Genomic DNA, 23,980 nt, shown 5'->3' on the forward strand with positions numbered 1-23,980 from the left:
ATGAAGGAAAGTAACAGCCGCCGTGAATTTTTAAGCCAGAGCGGAAAAATGGTGACCGCTGCCGCGCTGTTTGGCGCGGTCGCTCCGGTCGCGTATGCTGCTAATCCTGTCGGGAACACCTGCGGGTCGAAGAGCACAATGACGATTAACGATAAACACTATTACCTGGATAACGTCCTGCTGGAAGCGGGCTTTGATTACGAAAACTCAGTGGTGGTGCATACCCGTACCGCGCTGCAAACCGTTGAAATCCAGGACGGAAAAATCGTTGCGCTGCGCGAGAATAAGCAGCATCCGGATGCGACGCTGCCGCACTACGATGCGGGTGGAAAGCTGATGCTGCCCGCCATGCGCGACATGCACATCCATCTGGATAAAACCTTTTACGGCGGTCCCTGGCGTTCGCTGAACCGCCCGGCTGGCACCACTATTCAGGATATGATCCGCCTGGAACAAAAGCTGCTGCCTGAACTCCAGCCTTATACGCAGGAGCGCGCAGAAAAGCTGATCGATCTGCTGCAATCAAAAGGCACCTCGATCGCCCGCAGCCACTGCAACATAGAACCGGTTTCCGGGCTGAAAAATCTCGAAAACCTGCAGGCGGTACTGGCGCGTCGTCAGCCGGGTTTTGCCTGTGAAATCGTGGCATTTCCGCAGCATGGCCTGCTGTTATCAAAATCTGAACCGCTGATGCGCGAAGCGATGCAGGCGGGAGCGCATTACGTCGGCGGTCTGGACCCAACCAGCGTCGATGGGGCGATGGAAAAATCCCTCGACACCATGTTCCAGATTGCGCTGGATTACGATAAAGGCGTAGATATCCATCTGCATGAAACCAGTCCGGCAGGCGTGGCGGCGGTGAATTACATGGTGGAAACGGTGGAGAAAACGCCGCAGTTAAAGGGCAAACTGACCATCAGCCACGCGTTTGCACTGGCAACGTTGAACGAACAGCAGGTAGACACGTTGGCGGGCCGCATGGCGACGCAGCAGATTACCATTGCCTCGACGGTGCCGATCGGTACCTTGCACATGCCGCTCAAGCAGCTGCGCGATAAAGGCGTGGAAGTGATTACCGGAACTGACAGCGTAATTGATCACTGGTCGCCGTACGGGCTGGGCGACATGCTGGAAAAGGCAAATCTGTACGCGCAGCTCTATATTCGCCCCAACGAACTCAACCTGTCGCGGGCGTTGTTCCTCGCCACCGGCGATGTGTTGCCGCTTAACGAAAAAGGTGAGCGCGTTTGGCCGAAAGCGCAGGATGAAGCCAGCTTTGTGCTGGTGGATGCCTCCTGTTCGGCGGAAGCGGTCGCGCGAATTTCCCCACGCACCGCGACCTTCCATAAAGGGCAACTGGTGTGGGGGAATGTCGTCGAAAGCTAGCCTGGTTTTACGCGCAGCGGCAATCGCTGCTGCGCTCTCTTAGTGTTAACCGACGATCCCCATATAGCCGTGAATCCCCATATATAAGCCGACCATCGCAATGAGCACACTGGAAAAATAGGGTGCTTTGCGTGCCATCGTGTTAAATCCGCTCCAGCGTTTGGCCGCCTGCTGCACGCTGATTGCCGCTCCCACGCCCACCGTTACCAGCGTCAGTGCCAGCCCGAGGCTAAAGCACAGCACCATGGTGGCACCCAGCGTGAAGGCTTTGAGCTGGATGCAAATCAGCAGCACCGTAATGGCGGCTGGACACGGGATAAGCCCGCCGGTCAGACCGAACAATAATATTTGGCCGTTGGTGACCTCTTTGCCCGCAAAGCGGCGCTGAATATCGGTGGCATGCGCCCGTTCGTGGGCATCCTGATACTCTTTCGAGCCTTCGGTGAGTCCTGCCAGTGCGGCATGGTCGTGATTATGCTCGTGTTCGTGATGGTGATGATCGTCATCGTGGTCATGATTATGGTCGTCATGATCATGGTGGTGGTGATGCCCGTGATCGTGGTCGTGATGCGTCTGGGCCAGCCAGTTCTGCTCTCCCTGCCAGGTTCGCCAGAACATCCAGAATGCGGTCCCGAGAATAATTATCGCCGAGACAAATTGCAGCCAGGGCTCAACGGCTTGGGCGGTAAACGCTTTGCTGATATACATGCCACCGAGCGCAATCAACCAAACTACGGCGGTATGCGACAGCGTTGCTGCCAGCCCCAGCATCACCGCCTGTTTGATGGTCCCCTTAATGGCAATAATAAAGGCCGCCATCATCGTCTTGGAATGCCCCGGCTCCAGGCCGTGTAACACACCCAGTAGAATCGCGCTGGGAATGAAAAACCAGGCGTTGCCTTGCTGAAGAAGCGTAGAAAACTCACCCATGAGAATGATTCTTAGTTGTTTAGTTTCGTCTGATTCTACTCCCCCCCAGTATCAAATACTACCCCCCAGTAGAATGTCGATGGTATTGTCCCTACAGCCAGACGTTAAAAAGGTAAAGTTATGTCACATACGATCCGCGACAAACAAAAGCTGAAAGCCCGAACCAGCAAGATTCAGGGGCAGGTAGCGGCGTTAAAAACCATGTTGGATGAACCGCATGAATGCGCGGCGGTATTGCAGCAAATAGCGGCGATCCGCGGGGCAGTAAACGGATTAATGCGTGAAGTGATTAAAGGTCATCTGACCGAGCACATTGTGCATCAGGGCGATGAAATTAAGCGCGAAGAGGATTTGGATGTGGTCCTGAAAGTGCTGGATTCGTACATCAAATAAGTCAGTTTAACGGCTCATCCGATTACTGGAATGAGCCGTTAAACAACACGTTCTAGCCAAAAAACATCACAGATACGCACAGCAGACCGACAATCAGGGTGATCAGATTACCCACTGAACGGTACGGCTTCAGCGCCGGGATCAGATAGGTAGACAATGTCGGCATGATAAACAGAATCATGGCAATCAGCGGGCCGCTTATCGCGTAAATCATTGAAATGGCATTAGGATTAATGCAGCAGATGATAAACGTGATAGCCGAGACCAGCATGATGGACAGAGCGCGGTTAAAGGCCCGGCTTTTCTTCACACCCACCTGATGCAACGACGTTTTTACTACCTCCGTTGCCCCTTCAATCACGCCAAAGTAGGTGCCGAGGAACGATTTTGACATCGCTACGACGGCAACGATGATCCCGGAAATCGACAGCCATGCCGGTGCGTTTGGCATCATCGACAGCGCGGAAAGAATCGTCACGCCTTCATTTTTCGCGTCTTCGATATAGTTTGTCGGAATCGAAAGCAAGCAGCTGAAGACGAAAAACAGTACGCTCAGGCAGATGATGACGTAGGCTACCTTCATGATTTTTTTGCATTTACCCATGGCCTGCTCGCCGTATTTCTCTCGTCTGTCGATGGCGAACGTAGAGATAATTGGCGTATGGCTAAAAGCGAAAACCATCACGGGAATAGATATCCAAACCTGATGAAGCGTGTGCTGATCGAAAGACATCTGGCCGGTGAGTAGCGTTGGCTGCCAGCTTCCGGTCAGGTAGAGCGAAAGGAACAAAAAGTACGCAATGAGCGGGAACACCAAAAAGCCCATGACCCGAATAGTGGCTTGCCGGCCCATCAGAAAAATCAGGTTCAGCACCAGCACCACGCCAAGGCTGACCAACATGCGGATCCGCAGATCGATAGTGATATGTTTTGCCAGCTGTTCAGTGAGTGAATTGGTTATCGCTACGGCGTAGATCAGCACCACCACAAAGAAGGCAATAAAATAGAGGGTGGTGATCAGGCTGCCAATCTTCTTGCCGTAGTAGTGAGTAACTGCGCCAGTGATCCCTTCACCAGCCGACGTTTTTGAGGACAGGATAAACTGGCACAGCGCCTTGTGCGGCCAGTAGGTTAAAGGCCAGGCGACGAGAGCGGTGATAAACAATACCACCGCGCCTGCAGAACCCAGCTGTATGGGGAGGAAGAGGGTTCCTGCGCCGACGGCAGTCCCATATAGTGCGAAGCTCCAGAGAGTCTCTTCTTTTGACCAAAATTTCGACATTATTTGAACGTATCAACTATAAAATAAACAAAAAGAAGCGCAATTTACCACAAATGGCAGGGGCTGGGGGAGATGTGAACAAGCGGGCGAGTGAATGGGACAATAGCCGGAACCGAGAAGATTCCGACTATTATTTTAATTATCAGGCAGTAACGCGCTGCTGGCGGCGCTTCATAACGCGCTCGCGTAACGTGTCATAAGCCCAGTTATAGAACATGGTGTACGGCAGGAAGAACAAGAAGAAACCTATTTCCAGCGTGAATGCCTGAACCAGGCTGACGTTTAGCACATACGCCACGATGCTCACCCCGATCACAATAAAACCGCTCTCAAAACCTAAGGCGTGAAATGCTCGCACTTTCGCCGTACGTTTTACCAGGTGCGACGGCCACAGACGGTCAAACAGGGCGTTATAAATGATATTCCAGATCATCGCTGTAGTGGCGAGAAGAATGGTCAGTCCGCCCATTTCCAGCACCGAGCGCTGCATCAACCATGCGGTGGTCGGTGCGAGGATCGCGGTGGCAATGCCTTCAAAGCAGACGGCATGAAAAATACGCTCAACTAACGAGCGGCGTTGGACAGTATCGTGTTGCATAACCTAAAACCTTCTTTGATGCCCGGATAACGGAATGGTGGCAATTTTATCGTTTTATGTGATATCTAAAAGATAGTATCCATCGATAAAGTAGATAGCTCATGCGTTATTCTCCTGAAGCATTAACGGCATTTGTGGAGACCGTTTCCTGCGGTTCATTTTCTGCGGCGGCCCGGCGGCTGCGTAAAAGCCAGTCCACTATCAGTACGGCCATTGCGCATCTGGAAGCCGATCTTGGTTTTGCACTGTTTGACCGCTCATCCCGCCAGCCAACGCTGACCGAAGAAGGTAAGCGGGTGTTGGGTTATGTGCAGGCTATTCTGACGGCCAGCGAACGTCTCGATGAGGCGGCGATCTCGCTGTCGGGTGAAACTGAGGCGCGTCTGACCTTTGTGCTGTCTGACACGCTGCATCCGGATGTGCTGGAAGAGTTGATGGTGCAGTTTGATCGCAAGTTTCCCCATACCGAGTTTGAATGCCTGATTGGGGAAGATGAAGACGTGATCGATCTGCTGCAAAAAGGACGCGCACAGGTGGGGTTGATCGAGGCGCGGGAGGATTACCCGACCGACATGGGCGTTACGCGTCTGCCGATGCAAACCTGGATGGGATTATACGTTGCAGCGTCGCATCCGCTCGCGGCTCAAGAAAAACTGCAGTGGGAGCAACTCCACACCTGGCGCGAGCTGCGTCTGAATACCTATCTGGAAAGCGGCACCAACGTGGCGCGCGGTCCCGTCTGGTCTGCTCCTAACTATCTGTTATTGCTGAGTATGGCTGTTCAGGGATTTGGCTGGTGCGCGCTCCCTTGTGCGTTGGTGGAGGAGTTTGCGGCAGAAAAACCATTGGTTCAATTACAACTGCCCGGCTGGCCAAAGGCTATCTCGATCGATCTGTTGTGGAATAAGAAATCACCGCCTGGTGTGGCAGGAAGCTGGTTGCGTGACCATTTGCAGCAGAGTGGCGTTCAGATGACCAATAAGTGATACGAATTTCCTTTGTGATAAAAATCACCGTTTTTAAACAACCTTGATAACTATTTTTAACAATCATCTACTATTGCGGTGTTATTTTGCGCTGAGGTAGTGATGAAAGAGGTTGTGATCGTCGGGGCATTAAGGACACCGATTGGCTGCTTCCAGGGGACGCTGGCGCGCCACTCTGCCGTTGAGTTAGGCAGCATGGTGGTCAAGGCGTTACTGGAACGCACGGGCGTGGACGTTCACGCTGTGGATGAAGTGATCCTCGGACAGGTGCTTACCGCAGGTGCCGGGCAGAACCCTGCACGTCAGTCTGCCATCAATGGTGGGCTACCCAATACCGTTTCCGCCATCACCATTAACGATGTCTGTGGCTCGGGTCTGAAAGCGCTGCATCTGGCGACCCAGGCTATCCAGTGTGGCGAAGCCGACATTGTGATTGCGGGCGGGCAAGAGAATATGAGCCGTGCACCGCATGTCCTTACCGATAGCCGCACTGGCGCACAGCTGGGGAACAGCCAACTGGTCGACAGCCTGGTACATGACGGTCTGTGGGATGCCTTCAACGATTATCACATGGGCGTTACCGCGGAAAACCTGGCGCGAGAATACGGAATCAGCCGAGAATTGCAGGATGCCTACGCGCTGCACTCGCAGCACAAAGCGCGGATGGCAATTGATGCCGGACGTTTTAAAGATGAAATCGTGCCGGTGGTAACGCTGCGTAACGGGCAATCGTTCGTGGTGGACACCGACGAACAACCGCGTACCGATGCCAGCGCCGAGGGGCTGGCGCGTCTGGATCCTACCTTTGACAGGCTCGGTTCGGTAACGGCGGGTAACGCGTCATCCATCAACGATGGCGCCGCTGCGGTGATGATGATGAGTGAGGCCAAGGCGCAGGAACTGAACTTACCTGTGTTGGCCCGTATTCGCGCCTTTGCCAGCGTCGGGGTCGATCCCGCACTCATGGGGATTGCGCCAGTGTATGCAACGCGCCGCTGCCTTGAGCGTGTGGGCTGGCAACTGGCTGATGTTGATCTTATCGAAGCTAATGAAGCCTTCGCCGCGCAGGCATTATCCGTTGGGAAAATGCTGGAGTGGGATGAACGGCGGGTAAATGTGAACGGCGGGGCCATTGCGCTCGGCCATCCGATTGGCGCATCTGGCTGCCGAATTCTGGTTTCACTGGTACATGAAATGGTGAAGCGTCGGGCGCACAAAGGACTGGCAACGCTGTGTATCGGCGGCGGTCAGGGGGTGGCGCTCGCTATCGAACGAGACTAATTTCCCTTCGATTTCTCTGCTTAAACGCCTTTTCTGATGATTTTCTCCTGCATCTATAAAAAAGCCCTCCAACAGGAGGGCAAGGCCAGTTACAGAAACATACACTCTAAACCCTGTCAATATATCAAAACGTTGTTTCATTTCATGTGATTGATAGCGCACTTTGTTAGAAAAGGTGTGTGAATGACGTATGAGCCTGGCTGTATTTTCAATATCTTATCCCTGCCACTAATGATCTGCTTTTTTGTGTTTTTATCTATCTAATTGTTTTAAATGATTTTATTGAAACAAATTTTGCGGTTTATATGCGCTAGCGTGATCGCACTTACACTTTTGATAATAAGATGCGGAAAAAGTGAAACATCGTTTTAGTTATAATTGAAAACACATTCAGGGAGGGATATCATGAGCGCATAAGATAAAACGGAACAGCGTTTTGCTATTCGTTTAAGCATTCACGGTCAATTTATCACTGGAGGTAAATGTGGACGTAAGACAAAGTATCCATAGTGCGCATGCGAAAACCCTGGACACTCAGGGGCTGCGTAATGAGTTTTTGGTCGAAGAAGTGTTTGTCGCAGATGAATACACCATGGTCTACAGCCACATCGACCGCATCATTGTTGGCGGCATTATGCCAGTGGCCAAAACCGTCTCTGTGGGTGGCGAAGTCGGCAAACAGCTGGGCGTAACCTATTTCCTCGAACGTCGTGAGCTGGGTGTGATCAATATCGGCGGCCCGGGCACGATTACCGTTGACGGCCAGTGCTATGAAATTGGTCATCGCGACGCGCTGTACGTCGGAAAAGGGGCAAAAGAAGTGGTCTTCGCCAGTATTGATGCGGCGAAACCGGCGAAATTTTACTACAACTGCGCGCCGGCACACTCGACTTACCCAACTAAGAAAGTCACGCCTGCAGACGTTGCGCCAGTGACATTGGGCGATAACCTCACCAGCAATCGTCGCACCATCAACAAATACTTTGTGCCGGATGTTCTGGAAACCTGCCAGTTGAGCATGGGTCTGACTGAACTGGCACCGGGTAACCTGTGGAACACCATGCCGTGTCATACCCATGAACGTCGTATGGAAGTCTATTTCTACTTCAATATGGAAGAAGATACCTGCGTCTTCCACATGATGGGTCAGCCTCAGGAAACGCGTCATATTGTGATGCACAACGAGCAGGCGGTGATTTCTCCAAGCTGGTCTATTCACTCCGGTGTCGGCACAAAAGCTTATACGTTCATTTGGGGCATGGTCGGCGAAAACCAGGTCTTTGATGATATGGACCATGTTGCAGTAAAAGATCTGCGCTAGTTGCGGGCGACAGCCGTGCCTGCTGCGGTGGGCATTATAAAAAATTAAGGATTTACAATGATTTTGAATGCATTCTCTCTTGAAGGTAAAGTAGCCGTTGTGACCGGTTGTGACACAGGTTTGGGTCAGGGAATGGCGCTTGGTCTGGCTGAAGCAGGTTGCGATATCGTCGGTATCAACATTGTTGAACCGACAGAAACCATCGAACGCGTGACCGCACTGGGCCGCCGTTTTTTAAGCCTGACCGCCGATCTGCGTCAAATCGATGGTATTCCGGCGCTGCTGGAGCGCGCAGTGGCAGAATTCGGCCATATCGATATTCTGGTCAACAACGCGGGTCTTATCCGTCGTGACGATGCGATCGACTTCAGCGAAAAAGACTGGGATGACGTGATGAACCTGAACATTAAGAGCGTGTTCTTTATGTCTCAGGCCGCGGCGAAGCACTTTATCGTTCAGGGTAACGGCGGCAAAATTATCAACATCGCCTCTATGCTTTCCTTCCAGGGCGGGATCCGCGTGCCGTCTTACACCGCGTCTAAAAGCGGCGTAATGGGCGTTACCCGTCTGATGGCGAACGAGTGGGCAAAACATAACATCAACGTCAACGCGATTGCACCGGGTTACATGGCGACGAATAACACTCAACAGCTGCGTGCTGATGAGCAACGTAGCGCAGAAATCCTCGATCGTATTCCGGCGGGTCGTTGGGGTCTGCCGAGCGATCTTATGGGGCCTGTCGTGTTCCTGGCGTCCAGCGCATCTGACTATATCAACGGCTATACCGTTGCAGTAGATGGCGGCTGGCTGGCACGTTAATTCGCTTTCCAGAACCGTTAAACCCTGCCCTCTGGCAGGGTTTTTTTATATTCGGATCATTAAAATCCATATTGTGGTTATAAATTATTCCATATTAAATTTCATAAGTATAAATTTATTGTTTTTAATATTCTTTAATATCAATTAGTTAAATTTAATTGAGTGATTGTCGGTAAATTTTAAAATTGGAATATCCATCACATAACCATGTGGTGTAGCTATTTAATCCATGTTTTTGCCGTTTCCCGCCTGACGCTTCCTGCAAGGGATCCCTTACTTTCAATGGCATGGTTACTCTGTATCTGGCAGGAAAAAATGGTCTCAATAAATAATGATGCTGCTTTAGCGCCGCGCCCAGTGCGCGATACGCGACGTATGAATATGTTTGTTTCTATCTCTGCGGCTGTCGCAGGGTTGTTATTCGGCCTGGATATTGGCGTGATTGCTGGCGCGTTGCCTTTTATCACCGATCACTTTGTGTTGACCAGCCGCCTGCAGGAGTGGGTGGTAAGCAGCATGATGCTGGGTGCGGCAATTGGTGCGCTTTTTAACGGTTGGTTGTCATTCCGCCTGGGGCGCAAATACAGCCTGATGGCGGGCGCGATCCTTTTCGTCGTCGGATCTCTGGGCTCGGCGTTTGCCTCCAGCGTAGAAATGCTCATTTTTGCCCGCGTGGTGCTGGGCGTAGCGGTGGGGATCGCGTCTTACACCGCACCGCTCTATCTCTCCGAAATGGCCAGCGAAAACGTGCGTGGCAAGATGATCAGTATGTATCAGCTGATGGTGACGCTGGGTATCGTTCTGGCCTTTTTGTCCGATACCGCGTTCAGCTACAGCGGTAACTGGCGCGCTATGCTTGGCGTGCTGGCGCTTCCGGCTGTATTGCTGATTATTCTGGTTGTTTTCTTGCCCAACAGCCCGCGCTGGCTGGCGGAGAAAGGTCGCCACATCGAAGCTGAAGAAGTACTGCGCATGTTGCGCGATACGTCAGAAAAAGCCCGCGATGAGCTGAACGAAATCCGTGAAAGCCTGAAGCTGAAGCAGGGTGGTTGGGCGCTGTTTAAAATTAACCGTAACGTGCGTCGCGCGGTTTTCCTCGGAATGTTACTGCAGGCGATGCAGCAGTTCACCGGGATGAACATCATCATGTATTACGCGCCGCGCATTTTTAAAATGGCGGGTTTTACCACCACAGAGCAGCAGATGATTGCCACGCTGGTAGTTGGCTTAACGTTTATGTTCGCCACCTTTATTGCCGTCTTCACGGTCGACAAAGCAGGACGTAAACCGGCGCTGAAAATTGGTTTCAGCGTAATGGCCATCGGGACACTGGTGCTTGGTTATTGTCTGATGCAGTTTGATAATGGCACGGCTTCCAGTGGACTATCCTGGCTGTCGGTTGGCATGACGATGATGTGTATTGCAGGCTATGCGATGAGCGCCGCGCCGGTAGTGTGGATCCTGTGTTCGGAAATTCAGCCGCTGAAATGCCGTGATTTTGGTATTACCTGCTCCACCACCACCAACTGGGTGTCGAATATGATCATTGGCGCAACGTTCCTGACGCTGCTCGACAGCATTGGCGCCGCCGGTACGTTCTGGCTCTATACTGCGCTGAACGTCGTATTTATTGGTATTACGTTCTGGCTGATTCCAGAAACCAAAAACGTCACGCTGGAGCATATCGAACGTAAGCTGATGGCTGGCGAGAAGTTAAGAGATATTGGGGTGTAAGTCAGATAAGCATGCCGGATGGCGGTTCAGCCTTATCCGGCCTGCGAGTGGAGTCTCTTATAGGCCGGGAAAGCGTCAACGCGACCCGGTTTTTTTAATTAGCGCCTTACCCGTGAAGAAAATCTTCGCGAATTGGGGTAAAGGTATCCAGCAGCGTTCCCGGTTTTAAGCAGACGCAGCCATGCATAATGTTGGGCTGTTTATACAGGGTATCGCCCGCCCTAACGATATGTTTCTCTTCGCCGATGGTAAATTCAAACTCACCGGACAACACGTAAGTCAACTGCTCGTGCGGATGATTGTGCATCGGGCCGATTGCGCCTTGCTCGAAGTTCACCTCAACCGCCATCATGTTACCGCCGTGAGCAAGAATGCGCCGGGTAACGCCATTGCCCAGATCGTCAAGCGTGGTCTCTTTATAAAAAATAAACATCCGGCCTTCCTGTAATTAATTAAAACAATGTTTCATTAAAGCTATATCAGAAAATTAAAAAAAGAAATGCACGCCAACAGATGTGGAAAGTTGATCACATCTTTGGTTCACTGGAGAGACAACAACGAGTCAGGGGAAATGATGAAAACGATCGGTCTGTTAGGCGGTATGAGCTGGGAATCTACCATTCCTTATTATCGACTCATTAATGAAGGGGTAAAACAGCGTCTGGGTGGACTGCATTCGGCACAGATTCTGTTGCACAGCGTGGATTTTCACGAGATTGAAGCCTGTCAGTCAAGCGGTGACTGGCAGCGAGCCGGTGAGATCCTCGCGCAGGCCGCCACAGGGCTACAGCAAGCCGGGGCGCAAGGAATTGTGCTGTGTACCAACACCATGCACAAAGTTGCTGAGGCGATTGAAAGCGCCTGTGATGTGCCGTTTCTGCATATTGCCGACGCGACGGGTCGGGCGATACAAAAGCAGCAGATGAGCAACGTGGCGCTACTGGGTACGCGTTACACCATGGAGCAGGATTTTTACCGCGGGCGTTTACAGACTGAATTTGGCATTAGCACGCTGATCCCTGAAGCTGATGATCGTCAGAAAATAAACCAGATTATTTTCGACGAGCTGTGTCTCGGTGAATTCAGCGAGGCTTCCCGCGATTATTACCTGGGCGTCATCGACCAACTGGCGAAACAGGGGGCGCAAGGGGTGATCTTTGGCTGTACCGAGATTGGTCTGCTGGTTCCCACCGAGCTAAGCCCACTACCGGTTTTCGACACCGCGGCAATCCATGCGCAAGATGCGGTGGCGTTTATGCTTTCGGCTGCGGATGCAAAATAGCCTCCAGTGGGTCAATAAGCCTCGGTAGATGGGCCTGCAGATGTGCCGTAAAAGCATCAACCAGCGCCGAGGCGGGGCGATGAAGTGGGTGAATCAGGCTGACTGTAAAGGGTACCGAAATACTGAAGCGGCGGATAACGACTCCGCTGCTGGCGTAATCCAGCGCGGTCAGTGGGTTTACCACCGAGATCCCAACGCCCGCCCGCACCATTGCACAAATTGAAGCAGCGCTATGGGTTTCAATCACCATGCGGCGCTTCACCTGGTGCTCATTAAACAGTGTATCCAGTAGCTGACGGTAGCTGTCGGTGCGCGACAGGCTGATGTAGTTTTCTCCCTGAAAATCCTGCGGCGTTAACACCGCTTTCTTAGTCAGCGGATGGCCCTGCGGCAGCACGCACACTTCATCCAGCGCCAGCAATTCGGTGCGTTTCGTTCCGGCAGGCGTATGCAGCGTTTCCGTTAACCCCAGATCGTGGCGCTGCGCCGACAGCCACTCTTCCAGCAGCGGTGACTCCTGCGGCACTATCTGAATATTGACCTGTGGATAGCGTGCGAGGAATGGCTGCAGCAGCGGCGGTAAAAAAGACTGTGAGAATACCGGCAGGCAAACAATCGACAATTCGCCCTGGCGAAACTCGCGCAGGCTTTCGGCGGCGCTCACAATTCTATCCAGGCCATACCACGAACGTTGCACCTCTTCAAACAGACGTAACCCTTGCACGGTGGGGTGCAGTCGGCCACGCGTGCGTTCAAACAGCGTTAATCCCAGCACTTTCTCGAATCGGGCCAGTTCCCGGCTGACGGTGGGCTGCGAGGTATGTAGCATGCGCGCGGCTTCTGTCAGATTGCCTGCCGTCATGATGGCGTGAAAAATTTCGATGTGTCGCAGGTTAACGGCGGGCATGGGCAATCCTCGAATGAATCAATCCATATCATTTTTGCATAGACTCACGATAAAACGATATTTTTTATTCTTTTCGGGCTGTGGCGTAATCATAAAAAAGCCAATATCGGAGCACACCATGCCACGCCCACTCAATAGTACTGACACTGACCTGACCGCCGACAACCTGCTGCGCCTGCCTGCCGAATTCGGCTGCCCGGTGTGGGTCTATGATGCTCAGATTATCCGCGCGCAGATTGCCAAATTGAGTCAGTTTGACGTGGTGCGTTTCGCCCAAAAGGCATGTTCGAATATTCATATTTTGCGCCTGATGCGCGAGCAGGGCGTGAAGGTTGATTCCGTCTCGCTTGGCGAAATTGAACGTGCGCTGGCGGCAGGCTTCGTACCGGGGAAAGATGAAATCGTCTTTACCGCCGATATGATTGATGAAGCGACGCTCGCGCGGGTGCATGAATTGAGCATTCCGGTAAATGCCGGGTCGGTGGATATGCTGGAACAACTGGGCCAGGTCTCGCCGGGCCATCGCGTGTGGCTACGCGTAAACCCTGGCTTTGGACATGGGCACAGCCAGAAAACCAATACCGGCGGTGAAAACAGCAAGCACGGGATCTGGTATAGCGATCTTCCCGCGGCGCTGGAGGTGATTCAGCGCTATAAGTTAAAGCTGGTGGGGATTCATATGCACATTGGCTCCGGCGTAGACTACGGCCATCTGGAGCAGGTGTGCGGCGCAATGGTGCGCCAGGTGGTTGAATTTGGTCAGGATCTGGAGGCGATCTCCGCGGGCGGTGGTTTATCAATCCCGTATCGCGAAGGGGAAGAGGCGATCGATACCGATCATTACTTTGGATTGTGGAACGCTGCGCGTGAACAGATTGCTAAACACCTGGGCCACCCGGTCGCACTTGAGATAGAGCCAGGCCGTTTTCTGGTCGCGGAAGCCGGTGTGTTAGTGGCGCAGGTACGTAGCGTAAAAGAGATGGGGAGCCGCCACTTTGTGCTGATCGATGCGGGCTTCAACGATCTAATGCGCCCGGCCATGTACGGTAGTTATCACCATATCTCAGCGCTGGCAGGGGATGGTCGCTCTCTGGAACACACCCCGCAACGGGAAACCGTGGTAGCCGGGCCGCTGTGCGAATCTGGCGATGTGTTTACCCAGCAGGAGGGCGGAAATGTGGAAACCCGACTGTTGCCTGCGGTGGTGCCGGGCGATTATCTGGTGCTGCATGATACCGGGGCGTACGGCGCGTCAATGTCGTCAAATTACAATAGCCGCCCGCTGCTGCCGGAAGTTTTGTTCGATAACGGCGTGGCGCGGCTAATTCGCCGTCGCCAGACCATTGATGAGCTGTTAGCGCTGGAATTAATCTGATTACAGCGTTGTGAAATGCCGGATGGCGCTACGCTTATCCGGCCTACGATATTAACTGCGGGGCCTGTAGGCCGGATAAGGCGCTTGCGCCGCCATCCGGCATTTGATTACTTAAAGTATGGCCCGAGCGTTACTGAGTCACGTAGTACCAGTTTGCCGGTAAACGGTGGGATTGGCTCGACGCTCTCGCCGTTGGCCAGCCGGATAGCCTGGTCGATTGCCGTGGTTATCATTGTATCAATCGGTAGATATACGGTAGACAGCCCTGGCTCCAGCCATTTGGCGCTGGGCGCATCATCAAAACCAAACAGTGAGACGTCCGTTGGGATCCTCAGACCGGCCTGATGTAACGCTTTTGATGCGCCTAATGCCATGTCATCGTTACAGGCGAACAGGGCGCTAAATTTCACCCCTTCCTCCAGCAGTTCACGGCAGGCCTCATAGCCTCGCGTCATCGTGGAGTCGCCGTATTTGACCTTATCGGGATCCCAGGGAATACCGTTTTTTTCCAGCGCTTTACGATACCCCATCAGGCGTGATTTACCGGTAGGCGTATGGCCTGGCACAGTGATACAAGCAATATCTCTATGGCCCTGGGAGATCAGATAATTGACCGCCTGATAGGCCGCGTCTTCCTGTTCAAAGAAAATTGCGCGATCGCGGGCCTGGCTGACATCACGGTTGATGACCAGCAAGGGCATAGCAATGCTGTTCATCAACGACATAATCGCCTTTTCACTCATATAGCGGGTATAGAGAATAATGGCGTCGCACTGCCTGTCCGCCAGCATTTGCACGGCTTCCTGCTCACGCTCTGGTGTGTCGTGGCCGTCGGTGACGATCAACTGCTTGCCGTGAGATTCCGTCTGGCGTGAAGCCTGTTGCAGCAGGCGGCCAAAGTAGAATCCATCAAATGTGGAAACTACCAGACCAATGCTGTTGCTGGTGCGGTTTGCCAAAGAGCGCGCTAAAAAATTAGGCCGATAATCAAGTGCCTGCATGGCCTTAAACACTTTCTGGCGCGTGCTCTCTTTTACCTGACCCGTGCCATTCAGTACGCGCGAAACGGTCGCTTTTGAGACGCCAGCGTGTCGTGAAACGTCCAACATCGTAGTCATAACGCTATCCTGGTTAATCGTTTGACGATGAATTCCCCGGCTCTGTCAGCGTCGAAACGGAATGGCGACGCACCAGAGTTGGGTTAAAAACGTGGGTAATTTCAGGCACGGGACGCTTCTCCGCCAGCGCGAGCGCCAGTTCGGCAGCCTGGGTTGCCATCGTCACGATCGGGTAGCGCACCGTGGTCAAACGCGGGCGCACGTAGCGGGAAACCAGCACATCATCAAAACCAATCAGCGAGATTTCTCCCGGCACATCAATGCCGTTATCATTCAATACGCCCATGGCACCAGCCGCCATTGAGTCGTTGTAGCAGGCTACCGCAGTGAAGTTTTTGCCACGGCCAAGTAACTCGGTCATAGCCTGTTCACCGCCGCTTTCATCCGGTTCACCAAACGTTACCAGGCGATCGCTGACAGGAATATTGCTCTCTGCCAGCGCGTCGTAATAGCCTTGCAGACGATCTTCCGCATCTGAAATCGTATGATTGGAGCACAGATAGCCAATGCGCGTATGGCCTTGTTGAATGAGGTGTCGGGTCGCGAGCCAGGCGCCGAAACGGTCATCAAGGGCAACGCATCGTTGTTCGAATCCCGGCAGAATTCGGTTAATCAATACCATGCCGGGGATTTGCTTCATGAGTGATGCCAGCTCAGCATCCGGGATAATTTTTGCGTGGACAACAAGGGCTGCGCAGCGGTGGCGAATGAGCTGTTCAATCGCCTGTCGTTCCTTCTGTTCGTTATGGTAGCCGTTACCAATCAGTAAAAAATTACCGGTGTTATAGGCCACCTGCTCGACAGCTTTAACCATTGCCCCAAAGAATGGATCGGACACATCTCCCACCACCAGACCGATGGTCTCTGTGGATTGTTGTGCCAGCGCACGCGCATTGGCGTTGGGGTGGTAGCTGAGTGATTCCATTGCACTTGTTACGGCCAGGCGCGATGCTTCGCTGGCTTTAGGGGAATCATTGATCACTCGAGAAACGGTGGCGACTGATACACCAGCTAGTCGGGCTACATCCTTTATGGTCGCCATGATAGTACCTGTTGTGGGTAAACGCTTACATTCCGTCAGTGTTACGGAAAATGGCTGGCTGTTCAAGCAGATTGCCTGTCAGAACGTCGCAAATGTGAGCGCACACGAGCGAAGTAAGACAGAAAATAGAAAATGCTAATTTTTGCTTACACTTTGCGATGTGCTGTTGCGATTGTTCGCTGGTGAGGGAACTGAGCAGATTGCTAGAGTTGAGATCCCAGAGGTATTGATAGGTGAAATCAACTTTCGGGTTGATCACTAGAATTACACCAGCCTGCGCAGATGCGCAGGTTTTTTTTTACCTTCAGCCTATCTGTAACAGTAACCGATAATTTACACAACTCGTTGCATTTGGGTTCATTCCTTTGCGTTTTCGCACTGGCGTATCTGGCTGCTGACGACCACAATCAAGATCCCAGAGGTATTGATTGGTGAGATTATTCGGTACGCACTTCGTACCTGTCTCTTGCACCAACCTGCGCGGATGCGCAGGTTTTTTTTCGGATTGTATTTACCAGTTACCTGTCGCGCCCATTCCCCAACTCGTATACTCTCCCACCATTGATGTTTATATAATTAATGGCACAGGGAGTTGAGATGCTATTTGGCTTTTTTCGTAATCTGTTTCGCGTGCTTTTCCGCGTTCGCGTCACGGGCGATGTCAGCGCGCTACAGGGAGAACGCGTTCTAATCACTCCCAACCATGTCTCATTTATAGACGGCATCCTGTTGGCGCTCTTTTTACCGATTCGTCCCGTCTTCGCTGTTTACACCTCTATCAGCCAGCAATGGTATATGCGCTGGCTAACTCCGCTGATTGATTTCGTACCGTTAGATCCAACTAAACCGATGTCGATTAAACATCTGGTTCGTCTGGTCGAACAGGGCCGTCCGGTGGTTATTTTCCCGGAAGGACGTATTTCGACCACTGGTTCGTTGATGAAAATTTATGACGGCGCGGGGTTTGTTGCCGCTAAGTCGGGGGCGACGGTCGTTCCTGTCCGCATTGAGGGCGCAGAACTTTCCCGCTTTAGCCGCCTGAAAGGTTTGGTTAAACAGCGACTCTTCCCGCGCATCCGCTTACACATTCTACCGCCGACTCAACTGCCGATGCCGGAAGCACCGCGTGCTCGCGATCGCCGCAAAATCGCCGGAGAGATGCTGCATCAAATTATGATGGAAGCACGCATGGCGGTTCGTCCGCGTGAAACGCTATACGAGTCGCTGTTGGCGGCGAAATACCGTTTTGGCGCGGGCAAAAACTGCATTGAAGATGTCAACTTTACCCCTGACAGCTACCGCAAGCTGCTGACAAAGACGCTCTTTGTGGCCCGTATTCTGGAAAAATACAGCGTCGAAGGTGAAAAAATCGGCCTGATGCTGCCAAACGCGGGGATCAGCGCGGCGGTTATTTTTGGCGCCATTGCGCGTCGACGCATTCCGGCCATGATGAACTACACCGCGGGCGTGAAAGGATTAACCAGCGCCATTACTGCGTCTGAAATCAAAACGATCTTCACATCCCGACAGTTTCTTGATAAAGGCAAACTCTGGCATTTACCGGAACAGCTCACCCAGGTGCGTTGGGTTTATCTGGAAGACTTAAAAGCTGATGTGACCTTCAGCGATAAGCTGTGGATTTTCTCACATCTGCTGGCACCTCATCTGGCGCAGGTGAAGCAACAGCCGGAAGACGCTGCGGTGATCCTCTTTACTTCTGGTTCAGAAGGCCATCCGAAAGGCGTGGTTCACAGTCATAAAAGCATTCTGGCGAACGTTGAGCAGATCAAAACGATTGCCGATTTCACCGCCGATGACCGTTTTATGTCGGCGCTGCCGCTGTTCCACTCCTTTGGCCTGACGGTGGGATTATTCACGCCGCTACTGACTGGCGCAGAAGTGTTTCTTTATCCCAGCCCGCTGCATTACCGCATTGTGCCAGAGCTGGTATACGACCGGAACTGCACCGTGTTGTTTGGTACTTCAACGTTCCTCGGCAACTATGCGCGTTTTGCGCATCCGTACGATTTCCACCGCCTGCGCTATGTGGTGGCGGGAGCGGAAAAACTTCAGGACAGCACAAAGCAGCTGTGGCAGGAGAAATTTGGCCTGCGCGTTCTTGAAGGCTATGGCGTGACGGAATGTGCGCCGGTTGTGTCGATTAACGTACCAATGGCGGCAAAATCGGGAACGGTAGGGCGCATCTTGCCTGGTATGGATGCTCGACTGTTGGCCGTTCCGGGAATTGAGGACGGTGGGCGTTTACAGCTGAAAGGTCCTAATATTATGAGCGGTTATTTGCGCGTCGAAAAACCTGGCGTGCTGGAAGTGCCGACAGCAGAGAATGCGCAAGGTGAGATTGAGCGCGGCTGGTATGACACCGGAGACATCGTGCGCTTTGATGAAAACGGCTTTGTACAGATTCAGGGGCGCGCTAAGCGTTTCGCTAAAATTGCCGGAGAGATGGTTTCGCTGGAAATGGTTGAGCAACTTGCGTTGGCGGTATCTGCAGACAAAATGCACGCCACGGCGATCAAGAGTGATGCCAGCAAAGGTGAGGCGCTGGTGCTGTTCACTACCGATAGCGAACTTACGCGTGAAAAACTACAGCAGTATGCGCGGGCGCACGGCGTACCTGAACTCGCTGTACCGCGTGATATTCGCCACCTGAAGCAACTCCCATTACTCGGCAGCGGTAAGCCGGATTTTGTTACGCTGAAAAGCTGGGTCGATGAGCCGGAAAAACAACATGAGTGAGTCAGTGCACACTAACACTTCAATCTGGTCCAAAGGGATGATGTCCGTTATCGCCGCACAGTTTCTGTCGGCGTTTGGCGATAACGCGTTGCTGTTTGCTACGCTGGCGTTGCTGAAGGAGCAATTTTATCCGGACTGGAGTCAGCCGATCCTGCAAATGGTGTTTGTGGGCGCTTACATCCTTTTTGCCCCCTTTGTTGGACAGGTGGCGGATAGCTTTGCCAAAGGCAGAGTGATGATGTTCGCGAACGCTCTGAAATTGCTGGGCGCGGCGAGTATTTGCTTCGGCATTAATCCGTTTCTTGGGTATACGCTGGTGGGAATCGGCGCGGCGGCGTATTCACCAGCCAAGTATGGCATTCTCGGTGAACTGACTACCGGCGACAAACTGGTGAAGGCTAACGGCCTGATGGAAGCCTCCACCATTGCCGCGATTTTGCTCGGTTCTGTCGCCGGCGGCGTTCTGGCCGACTGGCACGTAATTGCCGCGCTTTCTGCCTGTGCCCTGGCCTATGCTGGCGCGGTGGTGGCTAACCTGTATATCCCGAAACTGGCCGCGGCTCGTCCTGGCCAGTCCTGGCATCTGGGGAAAATGACGCGCAGTTTCTTCTGTGCGGCTTCATCGTTGTGGCGCAACGGTGAAACACGCTTCTCGTTGGTGGGAACCAGCCTTTTTTGGGGCGCGGGCGTTACGCTGCGTTTTCTGCTGGTGCTGTGGGTCCCGGTGGCGCTCGGCATCACCGATAACGCCACGCCGACCTACCTCAATGCCATGGTAGCGATCGGGATTGTGGTCGGTGCGGGTGCGGCAGCGAAGCTGGTAACGCTGGAAACCGTTTCGCGCTGTATGCCTGCGGGGATCCTGATTGGCGTCGTGGTGCTGATTTTCTCTCTTCAACATTCGCTGCTTCCGGCCTACGCATTGCTGATGCTTATCGGCGTGTCGGGTGGCTTCTTTGTGGTGCCGCTGAATGCGTTGCTGCAGGAACGGGGTAAGAAAAGCGTCGGCGCAGGTAATGCGATAGCGGTACAAAACCTGGGTGAAAACAGCGCGATGCTGTTGATGCTCGGTATTTACTCACTGGCGGTGCTGGTGGGGATCCCGGCTGTTGCGATTGGTATTGGATTTGGTGCGCTGTTTGTGCTGGCGATTGCGGCGCTGTGGATTTGGCAGCGCCGCCATTAGTCTGTTGTATGCTGTTGCCGTATCAGGCCTACAGGGAAGTTGTCTGTAGGCCTGATAAGCGTAGCGCCATCAGGCGCTAACTGTTACGGTGCAGGATAGGTATACACCTGATGCACCGCTTCAATCTCTGCCAGTACTTCTTCGCTCAACTCCAGATGCAGACTTTCAACGTTGGTTTTTAGCTGCTCCATCGTCGTGGCGCCCAGCAAAGTGCTGGCGACAAACGGCTGACGACGCACGAATGCCAGCGCCATTTGCGCGGGATCCAGATTATGGCGTTTCGCGATATCCACATAGGCCGCAACGGCTTTCTGCGTCTGCTCGCCGCTGTAGCGCGTGAAACGGCTAAACAACGTATTGCGTGCACCGGCAGGTTTCGCGCCGTTCAGGTATTTCCCGGTTAACGTACCGAAGCCCAGGCAAGAGTAAGCCAGCAGCTCAACGCCTTCATACTGGCTCACTTCAGCCAGTCCAACCTCAAAGCTGCGGTTCAGCAGGCTGTAGGGGTTCTGGATGGTGGCGATGCGTGGCAGATCGTGTTTGTCCGCCAGGTGCAGATAGCGCATCACGCCAAACGCGGTTTCATTAGAAACGCCGATGTAGCGAATTTTCCCGGCGCGCTGAAACTCGGCCAGCGCGTCCAGGGTATCGAGAAGGGAAACGACTGGCGCGGAGTCTGTCCAGCTGTAGCCTAACTTACCAAAGCAGTTGGTCGGGCGCTGCGGCCAGTGAACCTGATACAGATCCAGATAATCGGTTTTTAGTCTTTTCAGGCTGTCGTGCAGCGCTTCACGGATATTTTTACGGTCCAGCGCCTGATTCGGTCGAATGCCGCTGTCGTTGTTACGTGATGGTCCGCTGACCTTAGAAGCAACGATCAGCTTTTCGCGGCTTCCGTGTTTGGCGAGCCAGTTACCTACGTAGGTTTCGGTGAGACCCTGGGTTTCAGGACGCGGCGGTACCGGATACATCTCGGCAACGTCGATCAAATTAATGCCCTGTGCTACGGCATAATCGAGCTGTGCATGTGCGTCGGCTTCGCTGTTTTGTTCACCAAACGTCATTGTGCCCAGCCCCAGTGTACTGACTTCCAGCGAGCTGTGGGGTATACGGTGATATTGCATAGCCGTTTCCTTTTTATAATCACGACATAAGGATTATAAAAATGGCTGAGGGAAGAGAAAAAGGGAAGTAAAATTGTTAAGGCCAGCGCGCTGCTGACCTCAACCATCAGCGTTCAATGATTTGAGACACATCATCGCGGTTAATCTGCATCGCATTGCCCTGCTGGTCGTGATAGCTCACCAGACCGGTATCATCGTCAATTTCTGGTTTTCCATCGGTCAGGATCATTCGACCATCTTTTGTCGCCATTACATAATCGCTGCTGCATCCGGAAACGGCAAAAGCCAGTCCTACGGCGGAAATCAAAACTGCCCATTTTTTCATCTGCTTATCCTCACATGGCCTGCGTCTGACAATAGTTTAGTAATAACGCGAAGTTGTGCAGGGTGAAAGCAGTAAAATCTTAAACTGTGAGAAGGGGTAGGTGTGGCTGGCATTCGCTCCCCTTGCGGGGAGCGATGGATTTCATCAGAGCGGATTTTTTTTATTACGCCACAGGTTCAGGGTCTCTACCGCGATAGAGAAGAACATGGCGAAATAGATATATCCTTTCGGAACATGGACGTCGAAACTTTCCAGAATCAGCGTAAAACCGACCAGAATCAGAAACGAGAGCGCCAGCATTTTTACCGAAGGGTGGCGATCGACAAACTCACCAATCGGGCGAGCAGCAAACATCATGACGCCTACGGCAATCACCACCGCCGCCATCATGATAAACAGATGATCGGACAAGCCTACCGCAGTAATCACGGAATCCAGACTGAAGATAATGTCTAACAACATGATCTGTACAATCGCACCCAGAAAAGAGGATACGCGAGTTTTCAGACCTTCTTCCTCACCTTCAATGGATTCGTGGATCTCTTTACTGGCTTTCCAGATCAGGAACAATCCCCCCAGCAGAAGGATCAGGTCGCGTGCTGATATCGCCTCGCCAAACAGCTCGAATAACGGGTTTGTCAGCCGCGTTACCCAGGCGATAGAAGCCAGCAGTGCCAGACGCATGATCATCGCCGCCGCCAGCCCAATACGTCGAGCATGATTGCGTTGCGCTGTCGGGAGTTTGGCTACAACCAGAGAAAGGAAAATAATATTGTCGATCCCAAGAACGATCTCCAGCAGCGTCAGCGTACCGAGCGCAAGCCAGGCGTTAGGATCGGTTATCCATGCAAATAACATCGAACAAAGTCCTGCCAAAAAAAAGAAGCGGTAATTATAGGCCCGTAACGCGGCGGGTGAAAGGCCGGACGGTGCCTATTGCGCCTGGAACAAGAAATGTCGCTCAAGCAATGCGCGGGTGAAGTTCTTTTTCAGGTAAAAGCCGCGTGGCAGGGTCAGGATGGGGTCGCCGTTGGCGCCAATGGCCTCGGTAAGCGCGCGGGCGTTGGCGGCTTTAGGACGCAGTTGCAGTACTTCCCCATGGCGAGCGGTGATGCGTTCGACATGACCTAACACAATCATGTCCATTAACTCTTCCCAGTCCAGACGCAATTGCCGGTCTTCTTCCTCATTCGGGCTCCACAGCAGGGGAGAGCCGACGCGGCGCTCAGCCAGAGGAATGCTGCGTTCGCCTTCTACCGGGATCCACAGAACACGTTTGAGTTTGTGCCGTACATGGCTGGTTTCCCAGGTGACGCCGGTATTGCCGGTTAACGGCGCCACACACACAAAGGTGGTTTCCAGCGGTCTGCCAAGACTGTCCACAGGGATCGTTTTCAGCTCCACGCCCAGCGCCGCAAAATCCTGCTCTGGTTTACTGCCCGCGCTGGCACCGAGCCAGATTTCCAGCAGGACGCCAATCCAGCCTTTATCGCGCTTAAGATCCTTCGGCGTAATGATTCCCGCCATTGCCGCTAATTCTCCTAACGCGTAGCCCGAAAGCTGCCGTGCCTGGCTCAGCAACTGGGCTTCAGATTCAGGGGGAGAAAGCAACGGACGGAGTTCTGGCATCGGGTTAACCCTTAGGTGAAAAAATGAGCAGTGATTTTATACCGTATGGACAGAGTTTATCTTTTTCCACATGCTTTATTCAATTCTATGATTTATATTGGTTTTTAGATTCACGTTCGCAGAGTTGCGCAACAGCGAAGCGGGTTTTCCAATTCTGGTCACTGACAATGAACAGGATCTTACACCATGTTATCCACAGAAAGATGGGATAACTGTGAAAAACCCCCACTACTGTTTCAATTTACAGCCTTGACGTGCGACGAAAATCGAATTTTCACACAAATTGTGCCTAACTTATTGGCATAATCTGTGGATAAAACCAACGCTGGTCGATCTTTCATCAGCGTGAAGATCGTATGCGTGATGCACATCACATTTCTGTGTGTTTATCTGCGTGGATCGGTTTTAACTTTATGAATGTATAAGAGTATTTTTGATATGTGACGAATGTCTTATTCGGACTGTTCTGGGTTTTCCCATAGTAATTCCGTACTTCTTCACAACT

Annotated in this window: 22 protein-coding genes; 11 read left to right on the top strand and 11 right to left on the bottom strand. The window is 52.7% G+C overall.

Features of this window, described 5'->3' with window-relative positions; translation table 11 throughout:
- On the top strand, positions 1-1,386 hold the full coding sequence (locus tag OGX94_RS08050; RefSeq protein ID WP_149334908.1) for an amidohydrolase family protein: 1,386 nt from the start codon (positions 1-3) through the stop codon (positions 1,384-1,386).
- Positions 1,387-1,431: 45 nt separating this feature from the next.
- Here OGX94_RS08050 and OGX94_RS08055 read toward each other — a convergent pair whose 3' ends face one another.
- Positions 1,432-2,316: a nickel/cobalt efflux protein RcnA gene (locus OGX94_RS08055; protein ID WP_286569016.1), complete on the bottom strand. Its 885-nt coding sequence runs from the start codon at positions 2,314-2,316 to the stop codon at positions 1,432-1,434.
- A gap of 120 nt (positions 2,317-2,436) precedes the next feature.
- Between OGX94_RS08055 and rcnR the strand changes: the two genes are divergently transcribed.
- Positions 2,437-2,709: a Ni(II)/Co(II)-binding transcriptional repressor RcnR gene (gene rcnR / locus OGX94_RS08060; RefSeq protein ID WP_003825567.1), complete on the top strand. Its 273-nt coding sequence runs from the start codon at positions 2,437-2,439 to the stop codon at positions 2,707-2,709.
- A gap of 52 nt (positions 2,710-2,761) precedes the next feature.
- On the opposite strand, the gene OGX94_RS08065 is transcribed toward rcnR, so the two are convergent.
- The gene (locus OGX94_RS08065; protein WP_008785724.1) at positions 2,762-3,991 is read right to left on the bottom strand and encodes an amino acid permease; all 1,230 of its coding nucleotides are present in this window, start codon (positions 3,989-3,991) and stop codon (positions 2,762-2,764) included.
- A gap of 142 nt (positions 3,992-4,133) precedes the next feature.
- Positions 4,134-4,589: a multidrug/biocide efflux PACE transporter gene (locus tag OGX94_RS08070; protein WP_008785723.1), complete on the bottom strand. Its 456-nt coding sequence runs from the start codon at positions 4,587-4,589 to the stop codon at positions 4,134-4,136.
- Between the two features lie 101 nt (positions 4,590-4,690).
- Here OGX94_RS08070 and OGX94_RS08075 point away from each other — a divergent pair, with 101 nt between their 5' ends.
- The 5 genes from OGX94_RS08075 (at position 4,691) to araE (ending at position 10,730) form a co-directional block, all read left to right on the top strand.
- Complete coding sequence (locus OGX94_RS08075) at positions 4,691-5,575, top strand: LysR family transcriptional regulator (RefSeq protein WP_003825574.1); 885 nt, start codon at positions 4,691-4,693, stop codon at positions 5,573-5,575.
- A 102-nt stretch (positions 5,576-5,677) separates the two neighbouring features.
- Positions 5,678-6,856 carry an acetyl-CoA C-acetyltransferase gene (locus OGX94_RS08080; RefSeq protein ID WP_003825576.1) on the top strand — a complete coding sequence of 393 codons (1,179 nt, stop codon included), beginning with the start codon at positions 5,678-5,680 and terminating at the stop codon, positions 6,854-6,856.
- A 484-nt stretch (positions 6,857-7,340) separates the two neighbouring features.
- Complete coding sequence (kduI, locus tag OGX94_RS08085) at positions 7,341-8,177, top strand: 5-dehydro-4-deoxy-D-glucuronate isomerase (protein WP_003825578.1); 837 nt, start codon at positions 7,341-7,343, stop codon at positions 8,175-8,177.
- A gap of 57 nt (positions 8,178-8,234) precedes the next feature.
- Complete coding sequence (kduD, locus tag OGX94_RS08090) at positions 8,235-8,996, top strand: 2-dehydro-3-deoxy-D-gluconate 5-dehydrogenase KduD (RefSeq protein WP_257662063.1); 762 nt, start codon at positions 8,235-8,237, stop codon at positions 8,994-8,996.
- A gap of 315 nt (positions 8,997-9,311) precedes the next feature.
- On the top strand, positions 9,312-10,730 hold the full coding sequence (araE, locus tag OGX94_RS08095; RefSeq protein WP_003033926.1) for an arabinose-proton symporter AraE: 1,419 nt from the start codon (positions 9,312-9,314) through the stop codon (positions 10,728-10,730).
- A 106-nt stretch (positions 10,731-10,836) separates the two neighbouring features.
- Here the strand turns inward: araE and OGX94_RS08100 are convergent, their stop codons facing one another.
- Positions 10,837-11,163 (bottom strand): cupin domain-containing protein, encoded by a 327-nt coding sequence (locus OGX94_RS08100; protein ID WP_191222192.1) that lies wholly within the window; start codon positions 11,161-11,163, stop codon positions 10,837-10,839.
- Between the two features lie 141 nt (positions 11,164-11,304).
- Between OGX94_RS08100 and OGX94_RS08105 the strand changes: the two genes are divergently transcribed.
- Positions 11,305-12,012 (top strand): aspartate/glutamate racemase, encoded by a 708-nt coding sequence (locus OGX94_RS08105; RefSeq protein ID WP_191236323.1) that lies wholly within the window; start codon positions 11,305-11,307, stop codon positions 12,010-12,012.
- On the opposite strand, the gene OGX94_RS08110 is transcribed toward OGX94_RS08105, so the two are convergent.
- Entirely contained in the window at positions 11,984-12,919 is a 936-nt protein-coding gene (locus OGX94_RS08110) for a LysR family transcriptional regulator (RefSeq protein WP_008785717.1), read from the bottom strand. The two genes, OGX94_RS08105 and OGX94_RS08110, sit on opposite strands and share 29 nt — an antisense overlap.
- A gap of 118 nt (positions 12,920-13,037) precedes the next feature.
- Here OGX94_RS08110 and lysA point away from each other — a divergent pair, with 118 nt between their 5' ends.
- Complete coding sequence (lysA, locus tag OGX94_RS08115; protein WP_126956633.1) at positions 13,038-14,294, top strand: diaminopimelate decarboxylase; 1,257 nt, start codon at positions 13,038-13,040, stop codon at positions 14,292-14,294.
- Positions 14,295-14,401: 107 nt separating this feature from the next.
- Here the strand turns inward: lysA and OGX94_RS08120 are convergent, their stop codons facing one another.
- Both OGX94_RS08120 and galR read right to left on the bottom strand, forming a co-directional pair.
- On the bottom strand, positions 14,402-15,412 hold the full coding sequence (locus OGX94_RS08120; RefSeq protein ID WP_198579454.1) for a LacI family DNA-binding transcriptional regulator: 1,011 nt from the start codon (positions 15,410-15,412) through the stop codon (positions 14,402-14,404).
- Between the two features lie 13 nt (positions 15,413-15,425).
- Positions 15,426-16,454: an HTH-type transcriptional regulator GalR gene (galR, locus tag OGX94_RS08125; RefSeq protein ID WP_003033945.1), complete on the bottom strand. Its 1,029-nt coding sequence runs from the start codon at positions 16,452-16,454 to the stop codon at positions 15,426-15,428.
- A 597-nt stretch (positions 16,455-17,051) separates the two neighbouring features.
- Here galR and aas point away from each other — a divergent pair.
- Positions 17,052-19,211, top strand: coding sequence for a bifunctional acyl-ACP--phospholipid O-acyltransferase/long-chain-fatty-acid--ACP ligase (aas, locus tag OGX94_RS08130; protein ID WP_191222194.1), 2,160 nt, complete (start codon positions 17,052-17,054; stop codon positions 19,209-19,211).
- On the top strand, positions 19,204-20,397 hold the full coding sequence (gene lplT, locus OGX94_RS08135) for a lysophospholipid transporter LplT (protein ID WP_257662062.1): 1,194 nt from the start codon (positions 19,204-19,206) through the stop codon (positions 20,395-20,397). Before aas ends, lplT begins: the two co-directional genes overlap by 8 nt.
- 83 nt (positions 20,398-20,480) lie before the next feature.
- On the opposite strand, the gene OGX94_RS08140 is transcribed toward lplT, so the two are convergent.
- The 4 genes from OGX94_RS08140 to mutH all read right to left on the bottom strand — a co-directional run bounded on the left by OGX94_RS08140 (position 20,481) and on the right by mutH (position 23,475).
- Positions 20,481-21,521 carry an NADP(H)-dependent aldo-keto reductase gene (locus tag OGX94_RS08140; protein WP_003825597.1) on the bottom strand — a complete coding sequence of 347 codons (1,041 nt, stop codon included), beginning with the start codon at positions 21,519-21,521 and terminating at the stop codon, positions 20,481-20,483.
- A 106-nt stretch (positions 21,522-21,627) separates the two neighbouring features.
- Positions 21,628-21,846, bottom strand: a complete 219-nt coding sequence (gene ygdR / locus OGX94_RS08145; protein ID WP_000758660.1) for a lipoprotein YgdR — start codon at positions 21,844-21,846, stop codon at positions 21,628-21,630.
- Positions 21,847-21,990: 144 nt separating this feature from the next.
- On the bottom strand, positions 21,991-22,704 hold the full coding sequence (locus tag OGX94_RS08150; protein ID WP_003033961.1) for a TerC family protein: 714 nt from the start codon (positions 22,702-22,704) through the stop codon (positions 21,991-21,993).
- 75 nt (positions 22,705-22,779) lie between these two features.
- Positions 22,780-23,475, bottom strand: a complete 696-nt coding sequence (gene mutH, locus OGX94_RS08155; RefSeq protein WP_286569024.1) for a DNA mismatch repair endonuclease MutH — start codon at positions 23,473-23,475, stop codon at positions 22,780-22,782.
- Positions 23,476-23,980 lie beyond the last annotated feature (505 nt).

Source organism: Citrobacter sp. Cpo037, from assembly GCF_030332945.1.
Taxonomy (GTDB): Bacteria; Pseudomonadota; Gammaproteobacteria; order Enterobacterales; family Enterobacteriaceae; genus Citrobacter; species Citrobacter portucalensis.

Bases quoted from the DNA above. Each gene is read 5' to 3' on its own strand.
- galR (WP_003033945.1), bottom strand. From the start codon at position 16,454: ATGGCGACCATAAAGGATGTAGCCCGACTAGCTGGTGTATCAGTCGCC.
- OGX94_RS08140 (WP_003825597.1), bottom strand. From the start codon at position 21,521: ATGCAATATCACCGTATACCCCACAGCTCGCTGGAAGTCAGTACACTG.
- araE (WP_003033926.1), top strand. From the start codon at position 9,312: ATGGTCTCAATAAATAATGATGCTGCTTTAGCGCCGCGCCCAGTGCGC.
- OGX94_RS08120 (WP_198579454.1), bottom strand. From the start codon at position 15,412: ATGACTACGATGTTGGACGTTTCACGACACGCTGGCGTCTCAAAAGCG.
- OGX94_RS08050 (WP_149334908.1), top strand. From the start codon at position 1: ATGAAGGAAAGTAACAGCCGCCGTGAATTTTTAAGCCAGAGCGGAAAA.
- OGX94_RS08105 (WP_191236323.1), top strand. From the start codon at position 11,305: ATGAAAACGATCGGTCTGTTAGGCGGTATGAGCTGGGAATCTACCATT.
- OGX94_RS08150 (WP_003033961.1), bottom strand. From the start codon at position 22,704: ATGTTATTTGCATGGATAACCGATCCTAACGCCTGGCTTGCGCTCGGT.
- ygdR (WP_000758660.1), bottom strand. From the start codon at position 21,846: ATGAAAAAATGGGCAGTTTTGATTTCCGCCGTAGGACTGGCTTTTGCC.
- OGX94_RS08075 (WP_003825574.1), top strand. From the start codon at position 4,691: ATGCGTTATTCTCCTGAAGCATTAACGGCATTTGTGGAGACCGTTTCC.
- lysA (WP_126956633.1), top strand. From the start codon at position 13,038: ATGCCACGCCCACTCAATAGTACTGACACTGACCTGACCGCCGACAAC.
- rcnR (WP_003825567.1), top strand. From the start codon at position 2,437: ATGTCACATACGATCCGCGACAAACAAAAGCTGAAAGCCCGAACCAGC.
- OGX94_RS08070 (WP_008785723.1), bottom strand. From the start codon at position 4,589: ATGCAACACGATACTGTCCAACGCCGCTCGTTAGTTGAGCGTATTTTT.
- lplT (WP_257662062.1), top strand. From the start codon at position 19,204: ATGAGTGAGTCAGTGCACACTAACACTTCAATCTGGTCCAAAGGGATG.
- OGX94_RS08080 (WP_003825576.1), top strand. From the start codon at position 5,678: ATGAAAGAGGTTGTGATCGTCGGGGCATTAAGGACACCGATTGGCTGC.
- kduD (WP_257662063.1), top strand. From the start codon at position 8,235: ATGATTTTGAATGCATTCTCTCTTGAAGGTAAAGTAGCCGTTGTGACC.
- OGX94_RS08100 (WP_191222192.1), bottom strand. From the start codon at position 11,163: ATGTTTATTTTTTATAAAGAGACCACGCTTGACGATCTGGGCAATGGC.
- OGX94_RS08065 (WP_008785724.1), bottom strand. From the start codon at position 3,991: ATGTCGAAATTTTGGTCAAAAGAAGAGACTCTCTGGAGCTTCGCACTA.
- mutH (WP_286569024.1), bottom strand. From the start codon at position 23,475: ATGCCAGAACTCCGTCCGTTGCTTTCTCCCCCTGAATCTGAAGCCCAG.
- OGX94_RS08055 (WP_286569016.1), bottom strand. From the start codon at position 2,316: ATGGGTGAGTTTTCTACGCTTCTTCAGCAAGGCAACGCCTGGTTTTTC.
- aas (WP_191222194.1), top strand. From the start codon at position 17,052: ATGCTATTTGGCTTTTTTCGTAATCTGTTTCGCGTGCTTTTCCGCGTT.
- OGX94_RS08110 (WP_008785717.1), bottom strand. From the start codon at position 12,919: ATGCCCGCCGTTAACCTGCGACACATCGAAATTTTTCACGCCATCATG.